At 70.7% G+C, this 15,721-nt stretch carries 14 protein-coding genes, 3 pseudogenes and 1 riboswitch; of the genes and pseudogenes, 7 read left to right on the top strand and 10 right to left on the bottom strand.

The genetic code is table 11. The annotated features are described in order from the left end of the window. On the top strand, positions 1–735 hold the full coding sequence (locus FDA94_RS00190) for an SRPBCC family protein (RefSeq protein WP_137244968.1): 735 nt from the start codon (positions 1–3) through the stop codon (positions 733–735). On the opposite strand, the gene FDA94_RS00185 is transcribed toward FDA94_RS00190, so the two are convergent. Both FDA94_RS00185 and FDA94_RS00180 read right to left on the bottom strand, forming a co-directional pair. Further along, on the bottom strand, positions 732–1,376 hold the full coding sequence (locus FDA94_RS00185) for a CHAP domain-containing protein (protein ID WP_137244967.1): 645 nt from the start codon (positions 1,374–1,376) through the stop codon (positions 732–734). The two genes, FDA94_RS00190 and FDA94_RS00185, sit on opposite strands and share 4 nt — an antisense overlap. Positions 1,377–1,436: 60 nt before the next feature. Continuing rightward, positions 1,437–1,641: riboswitch (cyclic di-AMP (ydaO/yuaA leader) on the bottom strand. 120 nt (positions 1,642–1,761) lie between these two features. Next, positions 1,762–3,105 (bottom strand): serine hydrolase domain-containing protein, encoded by a 1,344-nt coding sequence (locus FDA94_RS00180; RefSeq protein WP_137244966.1) that lies wholly within the window; start codon positions 3,103–3,105, stop codon positions 1,762–1,764. A 30-nt stretch (positions 3,106–3,135) separates the two neighbouring features. On the opposite strand from FDA94_RS00180, the gene recD2 reads away from it, so the two are divergent. Both recD2 and FDA94_RS00170 read left to right on the top strand, forming a co-directional pair. Then, positions 3,136–5,325: an SF1B family DNA helicase RecD2 gene (gene recD2 / locus FDA94_RS00175; protein ID WP_137244965.1), complete on the top strand. Its 2,190-nt coding sequence runs from the start codon at positions 3,136–3,138 to the stop codon at positions 5,323–5,325. Between the two features lie 164 nt (positions 5,326–5,489). Then, positions 5,490–6,692, top strand: coding sequence for a L,D-transpeptidase (locus FDA94_RS00170; protein ID WP_246059411.1), 1,203 nt, complete (start codon positions 5,490–5,492; stop codon positions 6,690–6,692). A 20-nt stretch (positions 6,693–6,712) separates the two neighbouring features. On the opposite strand, the gene FDA94_RS00165 is transcribed toward FDA94_RS00170, so the two are convergent. Continuing rightward, positions 6,713–6,892, bottom strand: coding sequence for a hypothetical protein (locus tag FDA94_RS00165; protein ID WP_137244964.1), 180 nt, complete (start codon positions 6,890–6,892; stop codon positions 6,713–6,715). Between the two features lie 36 nt (positions 6,893–6,928). Here FDA94_RS00165 and FDA94_RS00160 point away from each other — a divergent pair, with 36 nt between their 5' ends. Both FDA94_RS00160 and FDA94_RS00155 read left to right on the top strand, forming a co-directional pair. After that, complete coding sequence (locus tag FDA94_RS00160) at positions 6,929–7,696, top strand: MBL fold metallo-hydrolase (RefSeq protein ID WP_170990707.1); 768 nt, start codon at positions 6,929–6,931, stop codon at positions 7,694–7,696. A 773-nt stretch (positions 7,697–8,469) separates the two neighbouring features. Beyond that, positions 8,470–9,114: a hypothetical protein gene (locus FDA94_RS00155; protein ID WP_137244963.1), complete on the top strand. Its 645-nt coding sequence runs from the start codon at positions 8,470–8,472 to the stop codon at positions 9,112–9,114. 413 nt (positions 9,115–9,527) lie between these two features. Here the strand turns inward: FDA94_RS00155 and FDA94_RS00150 are convergent. The 5 genes and pseudogenes from FDA94_RS00150 to FDA94_RS41415 form a co-directional block, all read right to left on the bottom strand. Then, positions 9,528–9,884 (bottom strand): annotated as a pseudogene (locus FDA94_RS00150) (transposase); the annotation flags it as partial. 44 nt (positions 9,885–9,928) lie between these two features. After that, positions 9,929–10,801, bottom strand: a complete 873-nt coding sequence (locus FDA94_RS00145; protein WP_170990705.1) for an IS3 family transposase — start codon at positions 10,799–10,801, stop codon at positions 9,929–9,931. Beyond that, positions 10,798–11,103: a transposase gene (locus FDA94_RS00140; RefSeq protein ID WP_137244960.1), complete on the bottom strand. Its 306-nt coding sequence runs from the start codon at positions 11,101–11,103 to the stop codon at positions 10,798–10,800. The genes FDA94_RS00145 and FDA94_RS00140 overlap by 4 nt, the downstream gene beginning before the upstream one ends. Positions 11,104–11,168: 65 nt before the next feature. Beyond that, positions 11,169–11,427, bottom strand: a pseudogene (locus FDA94_RS41420) (DDE-type integrase/transposase/recombinase); the annotation flags it as partial. Between the two features lie 21 nt (positions 11,428–11,448). Further along, positions 11,449–11,688, bottom strand: a pseudogene (locus tag FDA94_RS41415) (hypothetical protein); the annotation flags it as partial. A gap of 82 nt (positions 11,689–11,770) precedes the next feature. On the opposite strand from FDA94_RS41415, the gene FDA94_RS00130 reads away from it, so the two are divergent. Next, the gene (locus tag FDA94_RS00130) at positions 11,771–13,234 is read left to right on the top strand and encodes an ankyrin repeat domain-containing protein (protein WP_137244958.1); all 1,464 of its coding nucleotides are present in this window, start codon (positions 11,771–11,773) and stop codon (positions 13,232–13,234) included. Positions 13,235–13,449: 215 nt separating this feature from the next. Here FDA94_RS00130 and FDA94_RS00125 read toward each other — a convergent pair whose 3' ends face one another. Then, positions 13,450–14,178, bottom strand: coding sequence for a phytanoyl-CoA dioxygenase family protein (locus FDA94_RS00125; RefSeq protein WP_137244957.1), 729 nt, complete (start codon positions 14,176–14,178; stop codon positions 13,450–13,452). A 136-nt stretch (positions 14,179–14,314) separates the two neighbouring features. After that, complete coding sequence (locus FDA94_RS00120) at positions 14,315–15,298, bottom strand: radical SAM protein (protein WP_137244956.1); 984 nt, start codon at positions 15,296–15,298, stop codon at positions 14,315–14,317. A gap of 97 nt (positions 15,299–15,395) precedes the next feature. Between FDA94_RS00120 and FDA94_RS00115 the strand changes: the two genes are divergently transcribed. Further along, a complete protein-coding gene (locus tag FDA94_RS00115; RefSeq protein ID WP_062436534.1) occupies positions 15,396–15,719 on the top strand; it encodes a DMT family transporter in 324 nt (107 codons plus the stop codon). Positions 15,720–15,721 lie beyond the last annotated feature (2 nt).

The raw sequence follows: 15,721 nt of genomic DNA, 5'->3' as shown, positions 1-15,721 counted from the left end.
ATGTCGTACGAGTTCGAGGTCCGTGAGGAAATCGTCCTGCCCGCCACCACCGAGGAGGTGTGGGAGGCGATCGCGACCGGGCCGGGGGTCGACTCGTGGTTCATGGGCGCCAACGACTTCGAGCCCGGGGTCGGGGGCGCCGGCCGTCAGACGGTCGCCGGGTTCACCACCCACGCCACCGTCACCGGCTGGGATCCGGGCGAGCGGCTGGCGTTCACCACCGACGAGGCGGCCGACGGGTCGTTCATGGCGTTCGAATATCTGCTGGAGGGCCGCGCGGGCGGCAGCACGGTCCTGCGGTTCGTCCACTCGGGGCTGCTGACCGGCGACTGGGAGGACCAGTACGACGCGCTGTCGGTGGGCGACGGCCTCTATCTGCGCAAGCTGCACGCGTATCTGACCCATTTCCCCGGCCGGGTCGCCGACTACGCGCTGTTCGAGATCGGCCGCCCCACCCCCGATGCCGCGAAGGTGTGGGCGGCCTTTCTCGACGCCTTCTCTCTGGGGCAGCCACCGGAGAAGGGCCGCGTGTCGATTCCGGGCCTGAACCCCGACGACGCGCAGGTCGTGTTCGCCGAGTCGGGGTTCCTGTGCGTGGTGACCGCGACGTCGCTGATCACGCTCGTCCACGGTTACCGCGACGCCGTCGTCGCGGAGCACCACGCCTTTCCGGGGGAGGTCGCCAGGCCGAGGGCCGAAAGCGCCTGGCGGGCCTGGCTGGGGGAGAACTTCTAGGCCGTGTACACGGGGTAGCCGTATCCGACGACGTCGGCGGTCTGCCGCTCGCGGACCTCGACCACGCCGTTGCCGGTGTTGCCTTCCACGGTCTCGATGGTGCCGTCGCCGTTGTCCTTGATGACGAAGCCGACGTGCTGGATGTCGTGGATGTCCTTGCCGCCGTTCCAGTCGAAGAACACGACCGCGCCAGGGGTGGGGACGGTGCCCCAGCGGTTGTTGTCCGCGAACCACTCGGCGTGGCGGACGGTGTAGGCGTCCTCGCCGAGCACCGGGCTGATGCCGAGCTGGTTGCCGACCCAGCTGACGAACATGTCGCACCAGGCGGCGTTGCGGTACCCGAAGCGGGTGCCGCCGTCACGGGCGATGGTCTCGGCCGCGCGGTCGGAGTTCATGTACCAGTCGTGGAACTTGGTTCCGCCGCCGTACATGTTCTCGCTGACGCCGACCTGACTGGTGGCGAGGTGGAGCACCTGCTGGGCGCTGACCCTCGGCAGACGCTTGGCGACCTCCAGCAGGGGGCTGTAGGCCGGGGCGACTCCCTCGGGTGCCGCCCCCGCGGGGGCGGCGGCTTCGGCGTTGGCGACGGGGGTCAGGTCGACGGCGGCGACGGTGCCGCCGGTGACCAGGGCCGCCGTCATCAGGCCGGTTGCCAGGACAGCGCGAATTCCAGGTTTGGGGGCTCGCATGGGTGGGGTTGACTCCTTGCTTCCATGCGCCTACCGGGTTAGCTGACGGACTCGGGCGTGGAAGCCGCCCTACGGCCTGTCGGGAGGGGCTGACAGGCCGATTCACCCCAGAGGACCCGGTGGGTGTTGCGTGGTGATCGGGAGAGTCAGGTGATCACCGGGTCCTCGCTGGTTCCCCGGTTCCGCGCGGGGCGCGCGGATTCGGCGATCTCTAGTTGTCTTCCTTTCGGCGGCTGACCTGCGGTTACGTAGGTCACACCGCCTCGAGTTCCCCAGAAGGTAGTACAACTCCCAGAATCGGTCAAACTTGGACAATCAACACATTGTGGGGGTAACGTCAGCGCCAGCCTTCCGGGTCGACCCCGCCGGGCACCGGCCCGGGCGGCCCGTAGGGCTCGCGAGTGAACACGAACGTGTTGAGATCGAGGTGAACGCCCCCGCCGGTGCGGACCACGCGCAGCGTCTCACCGGCGTAGTAGCCGTCCAGGCCCAGCCAGGTTCCGTCGGCGAGCGCGGCGAAGCGGGAGGCGCGCCCGGTCTCGCCGACCGGGGTCAGCGCCAGGCCCCGGCCCGGCAGGGCCCGCATGACGTAGGCGGCCGGCCCCCAGTACCAGGGACCGGTCAGGGCCAGCAGGTCGTCGTCGACCGGCGCGGGCCGCCATTCGGCCGGCAGCGCGGGCTCGTGCTCGTCGAGGATGTCGAGCAGGTCGCCGGTCAGGGCGTTGCCCTTGACGCCGCTGGTGGTGTTGGCCAGGAACAGCACGCCGACGCCGTCTGCGGGGTCGGCCCACACGGTGGCCAGGAAGCCGGGCATCGACCCGGTGTGCCCGGCCAGGCGGCGCCCGTTGTGGCGGCGCAGCTGCAGGCCCAGGCCGTAGCCGGAGGTCCACGACGGGCCGTCTTCGACGGTGGCCGGTTCGCGCATCTCGGCCATCGTGGCCGGGCGCAGCACGCCGGCGCCGTCGCCGCCGACGAAGATCGCCCACCGGGCCAGGTCGGCCGCCGAGCACCACATCTGCCCGGCCGGGGCCAGCGCGACCGCGTCGTGCTCGGGCTCGGGCAGCAGCACGTCGGCCCACGGGTGCACGGCGTATCCGGTCGCGTGCGGGGTTCTGGGCCGCTCGGTGGTGTCGCGCATGCCCAGGGGGGCCAGCACCTCGTCCCGGACGACCTGCGCCCACCCCCGCCCGCGCTTGCGCGCCACCACTTCGCCGAGGAACCCGAAGCCGAGGTTGGAGTAGTGGAAGCGGCGGCCGGGCCGGTGGCGGCCGGTCATCGGGTCGAGCCTGCCGATCAGCTCGGGCATCGGGACGCCGGGCGTGCGCTCCCACCACTCGCCGGGCGGCTCGGCGGTCAGCCCGCCGGTGTGCGACAGCAGCTGCGCGATCGTCACCTCGCCGGCGGGCGTGCCGGGCAGGTGTTTCTCCAGCGGGTCGAGCAGGTCGAGCAGCCCTTCGTCGCGCAGCCGCATGACCATGACGGCCACCATGCTCTTGGTGATCGACCCCACCCGGAACTGGGTGGAGGCGGTGGGCGGGCCGTCGCCGACCCGGCCGCGATAGCCCGACCAGATCAGCTCGCCGCCCCGGGTCAGCGCGACCGCCAGAGCGGGGATGCGGGCGGTGGCCTGCTCGGTGGCCACCCGTAGCGCGAGGGCCCGCGCCGTACTCTCCAAGACCATGGGGTCAGGCTATGGTCTACAGTCTGGCGCGTGGAATCGGGCTCCGTCATCGAGGCCGTCCTCGAACGGATCACCTACGCCAACGAGGAGACCGGCTACACCATCGCGCGCGTGGCCACCGAACGGTCGGGCCCCGACCTGCTGACGGTGGTGGGGCCGCTGCTGGGCGCGCAGCCGGGCGAGTCGCTGCGGCTGACCGGCCGCTGGACCTCCCATCCGCGCTACGGCAGGCAGTTCGAGGTCTGGTCGTACACCACCGTGCTCCCGGCGACGATCCAGGGCATCCAGCGCTACCTGGGCTCGGGGCTGATCAAGGGCATCGGCCCGAAGATGGCCGAGCGCATCACCCTGCACTTCGGCGTCGACACGCTGCGGATCATCGAGGAGGAGCCCGCCAAGCTCGTCGAAGTGCCGGGGCTGGGCCCCAAGCGGACCAAGATGATCGCGACCGCGTGGGAGGAGCAGAAGGTCATCAAGGAAGTGATGATCTTCCTGCAGGGGGTGGGCGTCTCGACGTCCATCGCGGTCCGCATCTTCAAGCAGTACGGCGAGACCTCCATCGACGTCGTGCGCGCCGAGCCCTACCGGCTGGCCGACGACGTGTGGGGGATCGGCTTCAAGACCGCCGACACCATCGCCCAGGCGGTCGGGATCGCCGCCGACAGCCCCGAGCGCGTCAAGGCGGGCCTGCGCTACACCCTGTCCCAGGCGGCCGACGACGGCCACGTCTACCTCCCGGCCCCCAACCTGGTCGCCGACGCCGTCAAGATCCTCGCGGTCCCGGCCGAGCTCGTCTCGGCCTGCCTGGACGAGCTGGTCGCCGAGGAGGGGGTGGTCAGGGAGGAGGTGCCGGTCGCCGAGGGCACCGTCCCGGCGGTCTACCTGGTGCCCTTCCACCGCGCCGAACGCTCGCTGGCCGGCACGGTGCTGGGGCTGCTGCACTCCTCCCGCGACCGGCTGCGCGCCTTCGCCGACGTCGACTGGCCCCAGGCGCTGGCGTGGCTGAAGACGCAGACCGGCGCCGACCTGGCCAAGGAGCAGGACCAGGCGGTCCGGCTGGCGCTGACCGAGAAGGTCGCGGTGCTGACCGGCGGGCCCGGCTGCGGCAAGAGCTTCACCGTCCGGTCGGTGGTCACGCTGGCCCGCGCCAAGCGCGCCAAGGTGATCCTGGCCGCCCCGACGGGCCGGGCCGCCAAACGGCTGTCGGAGCTGACCGGGCACGAGGCGACCACCGTCCACCGCCTGCTGCAGCTGCGGCCCGGCGGCGAGCCGACCTTCGACCGCGACAACCCGCTCGACGCCGACCTGGTGGTCGTCGACGAGGCCTCGATGCTCGACCTGCTGCTGGCCAACAAGCTGGCCAAGGCGGTCGCGCCGGGCGCGCACCTGTTGTTCGTGGGCGACGTCGACCAGCTGCCCTCGGTCGGCGCCGGGGAGGTGCTGCGCGACCTGCTGGCCGCCCCCGACGTGCCGCGGGTGCGGCTGACCCAGATCTTCCGCCAGGCCCAGCAGTCGGGCGTGGTCGTCAACGCCCACCGCGTCAACGCCGGTCAGCTGCCGCTGGTGCGGGAGTTCCCCGACTTCTTCCTCTTCCCGGCCGATGACCCCGACGAGATCGCCGCGCTGACCGTGGACGTGGTCGCCCGGCGCATCCCGGCCAAGTTCGGCCTCAACCCGCGCCGCGACGTGCAGGTCCTGGCCCCCATGCACAGGGGGGCGGCCGGGGCGGGCGCGCTGAACGGCGCGCTGCAGGAGGCGCTCACGCCCTACCGGGAGGGCATGCCCGAACGCCGGTACGGCGGCCGGGTCTTCCGCGTCGGCGACAAAGTCACCCAGTTGCGCAACAACTATGACAAAGGCGCCGCCGGGGTGTTCAACGGGACGGTCGGCGTGGTGACCGCGATCACGCCCGACGACCACAAACTGACCGTTTCCACCGACGAGGACGAGAGCGTCGACTACGCCTTCGACGAACTGGACGAACTCGCCCACGCCTACGCGGTGTCCATCCACCGATCACAAGGGTCGGAATATCCGGCGGTGGTGATTCCGTTGGCGACTTCCGCATGGATGATGCTGCAGCGGAACCTGCTCTACACGGCGATCACCCGGGCCAAACGCCTGGTCGTCGTGGTGGGCTCCCGCAGGGCTCTCGGCCAGGCGGTCAGGGTGAAGGGCGCCGGACGCCGCCACACCGGGCTGACGCACCGGCTGATCTGACACGATCTGACATCGGCTGATCCGACGGTGAACCTTACTAGATCGTCAGACGTCTCAAGTGGCATCGCTACCGAATTGTGAGTCAAGTCAGGTGAAAGTGGCTCACAAGCCAGGTAAGCCCTAATAGGGTTTTAGATGCGCTTTGCCACTGTGGGGGAGTAGTTGTGAACAGCAAGACACGCCGGAGACTGCCTTACGTCACGGCCGCCGTCGTGATGACGGCGGTCCTCACGGCATGCTCGGGGGGGACGACGCCGGCGCCCGGCGGCGGCGGGAACGTGACAGGCGGCGACAAGCCGGCCGTGGCCGCGCCCGCCATCAAGGTGTCCCCCGCCGAAGGCGCCCAGAAGGTCCGCCCCGACAAGAACGTCGTGGTGACCGCCGCGGGCGGCGCACTCGACGAGGTGACCGTCCAGTCGCAGGGCCAGCCGGTCGAGGGCGAGTTCGACGCCACCCGCACCAAATGGACCTCCAGCAAGCCGCTGAAGCCCTCCACCACCTACACGGTGTCGGCCAAGGCCACCGGCGCGGGCGGCCCCGCCGCGCTCACCAGCGAGTTCACCACGCTGAAGCCCAAGCGGGAACTGCAGGTCATCGACATCACCCCCGGCATCAAGGGCGAGACCGTCGGCGTCGGCATGCCGATCATGGTGACGTTCAACAACGACGTCACCAACAAGGCCGCCGTCGAGGCCGCGCTGCACGTGGAGGCCGAGAAGAAGGCCACCGGCGCCTGGCGCTGGATCTCCGACCGCCTGGTCATCTACCGCACCGCCAAGTACTGGCAGGCCCACCAGAAGGTCGTCTTCACCGCCGACCTGGCGGGCGTGCGCGGCGCGGGCGACATGTGGGGCACCAAGTCGTTCCGGCAGACCATCAAGATCGGCGCCGCGCAGATCAGCAAGGTCGACACCCGCACCCACCAGATGGTCGTCCGCGTCGACGGCAAGGTGAAGCAGCGGATGCCGATCAGCGCCGGCAAGGGCGACACCCGCGAGTACACCACCACCAGCGGCGTCCACCTGACGATGTCCAAGCACAACCCCGAGATCATGATCTCCCCCGGCAAGAAGGAGGGCGATCCCGGCTACTACAAGGAGATCGTCAACCACGCCGTGCGGATCTCCAACTCGGGCGAGTACGTCCACTCGGCCCCCTGGTCGGTCGGCTCGCAGGGCCGCGCCAACGTCAGCCACGGCTGCATCAACGCCGGCCCGACGCAGGCCAAGTGGTACTACGACAACTTCCAGCGCGGCGACGTCGTCGACATCGTCGGCACCGACCGCGAGCTGGAGTGGAACAACGGCTGGGGCTTCTGGCAGATGTCGTTCGCCAAGTGGAAGAAGGGCAGCGCCCTGGAGGCGTGACGGGAGGCGTGAGGGGAGGCCTAGCGCACCCCGAGCTGCATGATCAGCAGCGCCCCCGCGAACTTGAGGACGACGACCCCCACCACGACGCAGAAGACGATGAAGGCGGGCCGGTGCTCGAAGTGCCGGCCCTCTTTCAGCGGAGGCCGTTTGGCGACACGGTCGGCGATCCGCTCTTCGAGGGGCTTACGCGCAAACATGACCCCAACGTTACCCTTGGCCGCCACTATGGGGCGGTGAAGGTCCACCACCTCAACTGCGGCACGATGCGCCCGCCGGGCGGCTTCCCCATCGTCTGCCACTGCCTGCTCCTGGAAACCCCCCGCGGCCTGTGCCTGGTCGACACGGGCTTCGGCATCGGAGAGGCGGCCTTCGGCGCGCTGCCCGGCTACTACCGCCCCCTGATCCGCCCGGTCCTGTCGGACGCCGAGGCGGCCCACGCCCAGGTGACCGCGCTGGGCTACGACCCGCGCGACGTGCGCGACATCGTGGTGACCCACCTGGACGCCGACCACGCGGGCGGCCTGCGCGACTTCCCCTGGGCCCGCGTCCACCTGCACGCCCGCGAGCACGCGGCGGCGACCCGGCCCGCTACTTCCGCCGACAAGGGGCGTTACCGCGCCAAGCAGTGGGCGCACGGGGTCGACTGGATGACCTACGACGACCGCGGCGGGGAGACGCTGTTCGGCCTGTCGGCGATCCGGCCGCTGTGCGGCCTGCCCGACCTGGCGCTGGTGCCGCTGGCGGGGCATTCGCGGGGCCATTCGGGGGTGGCGGTCGACACCGGGTCGGGGTGGCTGCTGCACGCGGGGGACGCGTACTGGTTCCACGGGGAGGTCGCCTCGCCGCCGCACTGCCCCCGGACGCTGGCGCTGACGCAGCGCATGATCGCGACCGATCACCGGGAGCGGCTGGAGAACCTGGCGCGGCTGCGGGAGCTTCCGGCGGAGGTACGGGTGTTCAGCGCCCACGACCCGCGCGAACTCGACCTGGCGGTTTCGTAGCCGCGAGGTGAGGCTGTCCCGACCGCCGAGAGGGACGCACGAACGCCTCGCGGGGCATCATCGGGCAGCCGATGTGGGCAACCGCCTCATGATGTCGCCGGATTGGAGGGCGGGGCGCATCACCCCACTCTGGGGGAGACGGACCTTTCCTGGCCCAGAATCACCGGCTCCGGCGGGCCCTCAGCTCACCGCCCTGATGTGCGTCGCGAGCCCTTCATAACCACGAACGTGGTTGGTCCGTCCGAACCGTCGACCGGTGTCTGTCACGTCGAGGTGGTCTGCTCGGCGGCGCGTTCGAAAAGGCGGGCCGCGCGAAGGGGATCATTATTACGTAGATGGATCTCCGCGGCCGCCAAACATCCTGTTCGCCGTCGCCGACGCCGCGCTCGCGGCCCCGGATGAGACGGTGCGCCGGGTGGTGTTCCCTGCGGTGCGGGGCGGTGAGCAGACGCTGCGCGAGCTGGTGCAGGAGTTCAAGACCAAGGGCCCTGTCGACCGCGGGCCCTGTCGACCGCGGGCCCTGTCGACCGCGGGCCCTGTCGACCGCGGGCCCTGTCGGGCGACGGCTACGCCCAGGCCAAGGCGTTCGCGGCCTGGAAGCTGCGGGTCTCGCGGGCGTGGCCCGCCGTCCGGGTCGAGCACGTCGAGACGGCTGGCATCGGCGACACCCCCGCTGACAAGGGAAAGGGGTCCGCGTCGCGGCTGATTCTCGAAGCCGTTCGACGGCCTGCTCGCCCCAGCCCTGCGACGTCGCGTGGACGGGCACCGAAGACATGAGTACCGTGACGCCGGTGCCACGAACCTCTCTTCTGGTCGCCGCCCTCACGGTGACGGCCTTCGTCGCGAACACCTCACCGGTGAACGCGGCTTCCTCGTCCCCGGCTGTTCACGCATCGATGTCAGCCCAAGCGGCCTCGTTACAGGGGTCGCAGACCGTCACGTCCAAGCAGACGGCCATAGACAACACCACATCGCTGCTGACGACATTCTTCACCGATCAGCAGCTGTCCAGAATGCTGGACAGACTGGCGGCGGACATCTACGCCAACAAGTCGCTCAAGGATTCCTCCGCCACTCTCATCACCTTGACCGATCTCACCACAGCTCAAAGGCTGGTCCTGGTGAAGCTGGCGGGCGCGGCCGCCGGGGCTCCGCTGACAAAGGTCAACGCGATCCTTCTCAGCAAGTTCGAGCCGTATTACAAAAGCATGAGCCAGACCGTTCTCACGATGAAAAAGAACGGAAGCACGCAGTCCACATGCGCCAACAAGGTTCACGCGATGGCGGCCGCATACCTCACCAAAGCCAACATCACACGGATCTTGACGGACGTCAAAGCCGGTCTGACGCCGAGCGAGTGGCAGTCCGTGAGAAGTAACGGCGCAACACTGTTCCTGTGGAGCAAGCACGGGCTGTAGGCGCACCTGGTCCGCCCCGGCCGAAGCGCTGATCACCCAGGCGCGCCTAAGGAGCCGGTAAGGCGTTCGGCCTCCACGGAGAAGCCGAGCTGCTCCAGCGACCTCGTAGCCGATCAACGCCTCCGGCGCCCCACAGCCTCTGGGTGGGATCGACGTGAGCGCGGCCGGGCGAAGTTCACCCAGCGGAGATGCCGTCACCTGCCACGGGCAACCCCGTGGCAGGTGACCGACGAGACGGCCTGATCAGTCCTCCAGCCGACGATTCACTGGGAGCGGCGTGTCCGAGCCTGAAAGTGAGTCGAGCGAAGCGAGCGCGGCCCGAGCTAAGCGAGGCCCGTCCAGGGAGTGAAGCGGTCCGGGATCGGTGGAGACTCCGATGTTCCCTGTGTTGGGTGGAGCCGGATTGCCAGACTCTAGGCCGGTTGGCGGGTTGGGTAGAGCATCTGGTATTCGACCGGTGTGTGCATGCCAAGGGCGCTGTGGCGGCGTTGCCGATTGTGGAAGATTTCGAGGTAGTCGAAGATCGCGTTGGCGAGTTCGATGCGGGTTCTCCATCGTTGCCGGTTGAGGAGCTCGACCTGCATGCGGCCCCAGAAGGACTCGATGACGGCGTTGTCGAAGCAGTCGCCGATGGACCCCATGGAGGGGACGAGCCCGGATTCGCGGGCGCGGCGGGTGAACGCCCATGAGGTGAACTGCGTCCCGTGATCGGAGTGGATCAGCCCGCGCGGCTGCGGGCTACGGTTGTGGATGGCCATCCCGAGCGTGTTGGTGTGAGCTTGTTCCGCTTTGACGGACACCGCTGGTGTGGTGGTCAGGCCGTGGCTGCGGCCTCGAACTCGGCGGGACTTCGGTAGCCAAGACTGCTGTGCAGGCGGTGCAGGTTGTACCAGCTCTCGATGAACTCGAAGATCGCGCTGCGCGCGGCGGCCCTGGTGGGCCAGCGATGTTCCTCCAGCAGTTCGCTCTTGATCGTGGCGAAGAACGACTCGGCCAGCGCGTTGTCCCAGCACTGACCCCTGCGGCCGACCGACAGCCGGACACCGAGCCGCTGTGCCAGCTGAGCGTAGGCGGCACTGGTGTATTGGCAGCCGCGATCGGAGTGAAAGATCACCGGCGTCGCGGGACGGCGGGTGTGCCACGCCTGCCGCAGGGCGTCAGCGACGAGTTCGGTGCGCAGATGGTCGGCGGTGGCCCAGCCGACCACCCGCCGGGAGGCGATGTCGATGACCGTGGCCAGATACAACCAGCCCTCATCAGTGGCGATGTAGGTGATGTCGCCGCACCAGCGGGTGTCGATCCCGCCAGGACCGGGCTGGAAGTCCCGGCCGATCAGATCGGGCCTGCCACCGGTGTCCGGGGCGGGGATCGTGGTGATCGGCCGGCGGCGCCGGTGCCTGCCCTGTAATCCCAGCACGCGCATCAGGCGGGCGACCCGGCGCCGGCCGCATCGCTCACCCTCCCGCCGCAAAGCCGCGTGGATACGCGGGGCGCCGTAGGTGCCACGCGAATCGCGGTGGAGACCGCCGATGCGCTCTCCCAGTTCCTCATCACGGACGGCGCGAGGGCCGCGATGAGCGTTGCGGCGTGCGTAGAAGGCGGCTCGGGAGACCTCCAGCAGCTCACACGCCCGTTTGACGGTGTGACCGCCGCGCTTCTCCGCCTCGATGAACGGGTCCACGTTCACCGGGTCTCCTTCGCGAAGAAAGCGGTGGCTCGCTTGAGGATGTCGACGTCCTCGCGCAGCCGGCGGTTCTCCCACCGCAACGCGGCCAGCTCCTCACGCTCGTCGCTGGTCAGCCCGTCACATGCCCCGGCGTCGACCTCGGCCTGGCGGACCCAGCTCCGCACCGCGGTCTCGGTCAGGCCGAAGTCCTTGGCCACCTGACCGATCGAACGGTCACCGCGCTGGCACAGCTCGACGATCTCGGCCTTGAACTCCGGCGTGAACGAGCGGCGAGGACGCTTCTTCTTCCCCATGCTCTCCATGATGGACATCCTTCCGGGGACGAACCCCTGATCTCAGATGTCCGTCAAACCGGATCAAGCCCAGTGACCAGTGCCGAGGTCTGGGTGGAGTCGATGGACCACCACGACCCGGCGGGAGTAGACGTCCAGGACGACGCAGCAATAGACCTTGCCTTCGCGAGTGGGGTGTTCGGTGATGTCGGTGACCCACAACATGTTGGGTGCGTCCCGGTGGAAGTCCCGGTCGACCATGTCGGCCGCGGTGGGGACCTGCTGGACCGGCCGGCGCCCTCGCGGGTTGCCGGGCAGGCCACGGATGCCCTCACGCTGCATCAGCATCTCGACTGTGTGGTAGGCGACGATCAGGCCGCCGCCCAGCTTGAGCTCGGCGTAAACGCGCCGCGACCCGTAGGTGCCGCGGGAGGCTGCGTGGATCTGCCGGGTCCGCTCGCTCAGCCACGCATGCCGCAGTGAGCGGGGCGAGGGTGGGCTCCGCCAGGCGAAAGCGGGCTCTTTGCGTAGATCAGCTTCCAGCCATATCGTCCGCTGGCGTACCCTGGGGGCGCGCTCAGGGCGCGACCGATCCGCGGGAAGGGCCGAGCCCACCTGATGCTCCACCACCGGCACGGCCCGACCTCTTTTCCGGCCTGATCATGCGGATGCCAGGCCAGACGGAAACGAGGTTGTGATGCCTGTACGTCGTCTGCCCGACAACCCCAGCATCGAGTGGCTGCGCAAGCAGGCCAAGACGCTGCTGCGGCGGGATTCGGCGGCGCTGGTCGCCGAGTTCCATCCCCGGCCGCCGCAGACCCTCACCCTGTCGGACGCGCAGCTGGTCATCGCCCGCATGTACGGCTTCGCGAGCTGGCCCCGCCTGAAGGCCCACCTCGACACCGTCGCCCGCCACTCCCGGTCGCCGCACCTGGTCGAACCCGCCGACGACCTGCCGGCCGAGTTCCTGCGGCTGGCCTGTCTCACCTACGGCGCGGACTATCCGGGCCGGACCGGGGAGGCCGACCGCCTGCTGGCCCGCCATCCGGACCTGGCCACCGCGAACGTGTTCACCATGGCGGCGACCGGCTCCGCCGGCGCCCTGACCGATGCGCTGGCCGATGCGCTGGCCGCCGACCCGGGGCTCGCGCGGGCGCAGGGCGGGCCGTTCGGCTGGGAGCCGCTGCTCTATCTGGCCTACGCCCGCCTCACGGCCCCGGGTGACCCCGTGGCGGCGGCGCGGCTGCTGCTCCGCTGCGGCGCCGACCCGAACGCCGGCTTCCTGTGGGAGGGGCTGACCTCGCCGTTCACCGCGCTGACCGGGGTGTTCGGCGGCGGCGAGGGCGACCAGCCGGCGCATCCGCACGGCCCGGCGCTGGCCCGGCTGCTGCTGGAGGCCGGGGCCGACCCCAACGACAGCCAGACCCTCTACAACCGGGGGCTCGGCGGCTCCTTCTCCGACGACGTCTCCCATCTGGAGGTGCTGCTGGAGTTCGGCCTGGGCACCGGGACGGGCGGGCCGTGGCATCGGCGGCTGGGCCCGACGATCCAGTCGCCGCGGCAGCTGATGCGGGAGGAGCTGGCCACGGCCGCGCTGCGGGGCGGGCCGCGACGGGCCCGGCTGCTGCTCGCGCACGGCGCCGAGGTCGACGGGCGGGGCGAGCATCCCGCCTACGGCGGGCGCACCCCCTATGAGCTGGCGCTGCTCAACGGGCACACCGAGGTCGCGGAGGTGCTCGCCGCCGCCGGCGCCTCGGCCGACCTTCCGGAGCTGGACGCGTTCGTCGCCGCCTGCATGCGCGCCGACGCCGCCGCCGTGGCCGCGTTCGGGCCGGAGGTCCTGGCGCGGGCGCTGGCCGCCTTCCCGGGGCTGATCAACCGGGCCGCCGGGCTGGGCAAGACGGAGGCGGTGCGGCTGCTGGCCGGGCTGGGGTTCGACGTCGACCATCGGCAGGGCTCGACTCCGCTGCACGACGCGGCGTGGAACGACGACGTCGACACGGTGAGGGCGCTGATCGAGCTGGGGGCCGATCCGGCGACCACCGACACCCGGTTTCAGGCGACCGCGCTCGGCTGGGCCGAACACGGCGGCAGGCACCGGGTGGCGGCCGTGCTGCGCGAGGCGGCGCACCGGCGGGAGCCCTCTTCCGGGTCGGGCTGACACCCATCGGCCAGGCCTTCACCCGCATCCACCGGCGTGGAGTTTCGCCGCGTGAGGCGGCAGAAGGGCGGTGAAGACGGCCGGTTCCGGCCCCTGTGGCCCCACCCGGCGTCGTCGCGGCGCGACGGGGCGCGGCCGGTGGGCGCCGGATGCGGGGCTCGTGCCGGGCGGCGGGCGGTGCCAGGGTGGGCGGAGCCGTAACGGAGCAGAGGAGGTCAGCGCAGGGCGGCGCCCAGCGGGGTGTCCTCGGCCGGGTCGAGGTGGGGGTCGAGGGTGATCGGGAGCTGGGACATGAAGCGGGGGCGGGTGCCCTGGTGGGTCTGGGCGGCGTGGACCAGGAGCGGGTGGCAGATGTAGACGTCGCCCGGCTCGCCCGTCGCATAAGTCACCGGGCGGTGGCGGCTGACCTCGTCGAGGCGGGGGCCGTAGGCCATCAGGTCGACCTCGTCGTCGCCGAGCAGGGCGGCGGTGTCGCGCTGGGAGCCGGCGCGGATGCGGGTGGGGGCGTCGTCGGGGCCGACCTCGGAGAACAGGGTGAGCAGCAGCAGGCTGCGCGACCGGACGGCGATCTTCGACCAGTCGGGGGCGGCGTTGAGGTCGATGTGCCAGCCGGTGTCGCCCGCGTCGGGGAGCCGGGGGAAGCGGACGGGGATGTTGCCCAGGGTGGTCCGTCTGCCCCAGCGGCCCTCGCCGGCGATCTGGTCCAGGCCCGCGGCCAGGCGGGGGGAGCCGATCATCTGGCCGAACGGGCCGAAGCCGGCCGGGTCGGCGGTCCACACGACCGTCTGGGTCCAGCCCGACGGGTCGTCGGGGGACAGGCCGATCTGCCGCCACAGGATGTCGCGGGCGGCGTCGGCGACCTGCCGGGGGACGATCGCGGGCAGTTTCACGAAGCCGTCGCGGGTGAAGGCGGCCAGATCGGCGGCGGAGAAGGGCGCGGACATGGGGGCGACGGTAGCGGGGCGCGGGGGCCGCCGACCATCGATTTACCGCGTGGCGGGCGCCACGGCCTCGACCATCCGGGTGCCCGGCTCAAGCCGGCCCGCGGGCCCGCGCGGGGTCGCTGGTGCCCGCCCGTCACTAAACCAGGGTGAGCTGCCGGTCGGGGGAGCGGCGGCGTTTCCACTGCCGGGACGTCTTGCCGATGCCGTAGGCGGCGGCCAGCGACTCGACCTGGGCGGCGATGCGGGAGCGGTAGTCGGGCGGGGTCAGCGGGCCGGCGCCGTAGAGGTCCTCATAGCGCGGCACCAGCCCCGGATGGTCGCGCGCCAGCCACGCCAGGAACGGGTCGCGGGCGCCCGGCGGCAGCCGCAGCACGCCCGGGACCAGGCTGACCGCGCCGGCTTCGGCGGCGCGGCGGACGGTCGCCTGCAGGCTGTCGGGAGAGTCGGTGATCAGCGGCAGGATGGGCGCCATCAGCACCCCGCACGGGATGCCCGCCTCGTTGAGGGCCGCGCAGATCTCCAGGCGGCGCTGCGGGGAGACCGCGCCGGGTTCCAGGCCGCGCCGCAGGCGGTCGTCGACGAAGCCGACCGACACCGCGACCGACACGCGGGTGACCTTGGCCGCCTCGCGTAACAGGGGCAGGTCGCGCAGGATGAGCGGGCTCTTGGTCAGCACGGTGAACGGGTTGCCGGCGTCGGCCAGCGCCTTGATGATCTTCGGCATGAGCCGGTAGACCTCTTCGGCGCCCTGGTAGCAGTCGCCGTTGAGGCCGAGCGCGACCGGCTCGCCCCGCCATTTGGGGGCGGCCAGCTCGCGGCGCAGCCGGTCGGCCAGATCGGTCTTCACCACGATCTTGGTGTCGAAGTCGTCGCCGGTGTCCAGGCCCAGGTAACGGTGGCCCTTGCGGGCGGCGCAGTAGCGGCAGCCGGTCCGGCAGCCTCGGTAGGGGCTGACGGCCCACGCGTAGGGGAGCTCGGCCGCGGCCGGGACGGCCTCGACGGCGGTGCGGGCGCTCACCTCGTAGCAGGTGATGTCGCCGAACTCGCGGGTGATCGCCTGCCGCTCGACCCGGGGGCGCGCGGGCCCCGGCTCGTGCAGGGTGGGTGCGTCCCAACGCATGACGACCAGTAGAACACGCATTCGACCCTTCTCGCCAGTCGAACGCGCGCACCGATAGCGTGTCACAAAAGGTGCAAATAACTCGAAAGGAACAGCTGTGGCGTGGATTTTCCTGGCGGGAGCCATCGTGTCCGAGGTGCTCGCCACCACCGCGCTGAAACTGAGCAACGGCTTCTCCCACCGACTCTGGTCGGTCGTCGTCGTGGTCGGCTACGTGGCCTCCTTCGCGCTGCTGTCACGGGCCCTGAAGCTGCAGATGCCCGTCGGAGTCGCCTACGCCGTGTGGGCCGGGGTCGGCACCGCCGTGATCGCCTCCATCGGCGCGCTGTTCCTGGGGGAGACGATGACACTCGTCAAAGCCGGCGGCATCGCGCTCATCATCGGCGGGGTGGTCCTGCTCAACCTGTCCGGCTCCCACTGACA

The organism is Herbidospora galbida, assembly GCF_005233835.1.
In the GTDB taxonomy this organism is placed as follows: Bacteria; Actinomycetota; Actinomycetes; order Streptosporangiales; family Streptosporangiaceae; genus Herbidospora; species Herbidospora galbida.
Note: the sequence above shows the minus strand (reverse complement) of the source record. Positions and strands in the feature narration are given on the sequence as shown.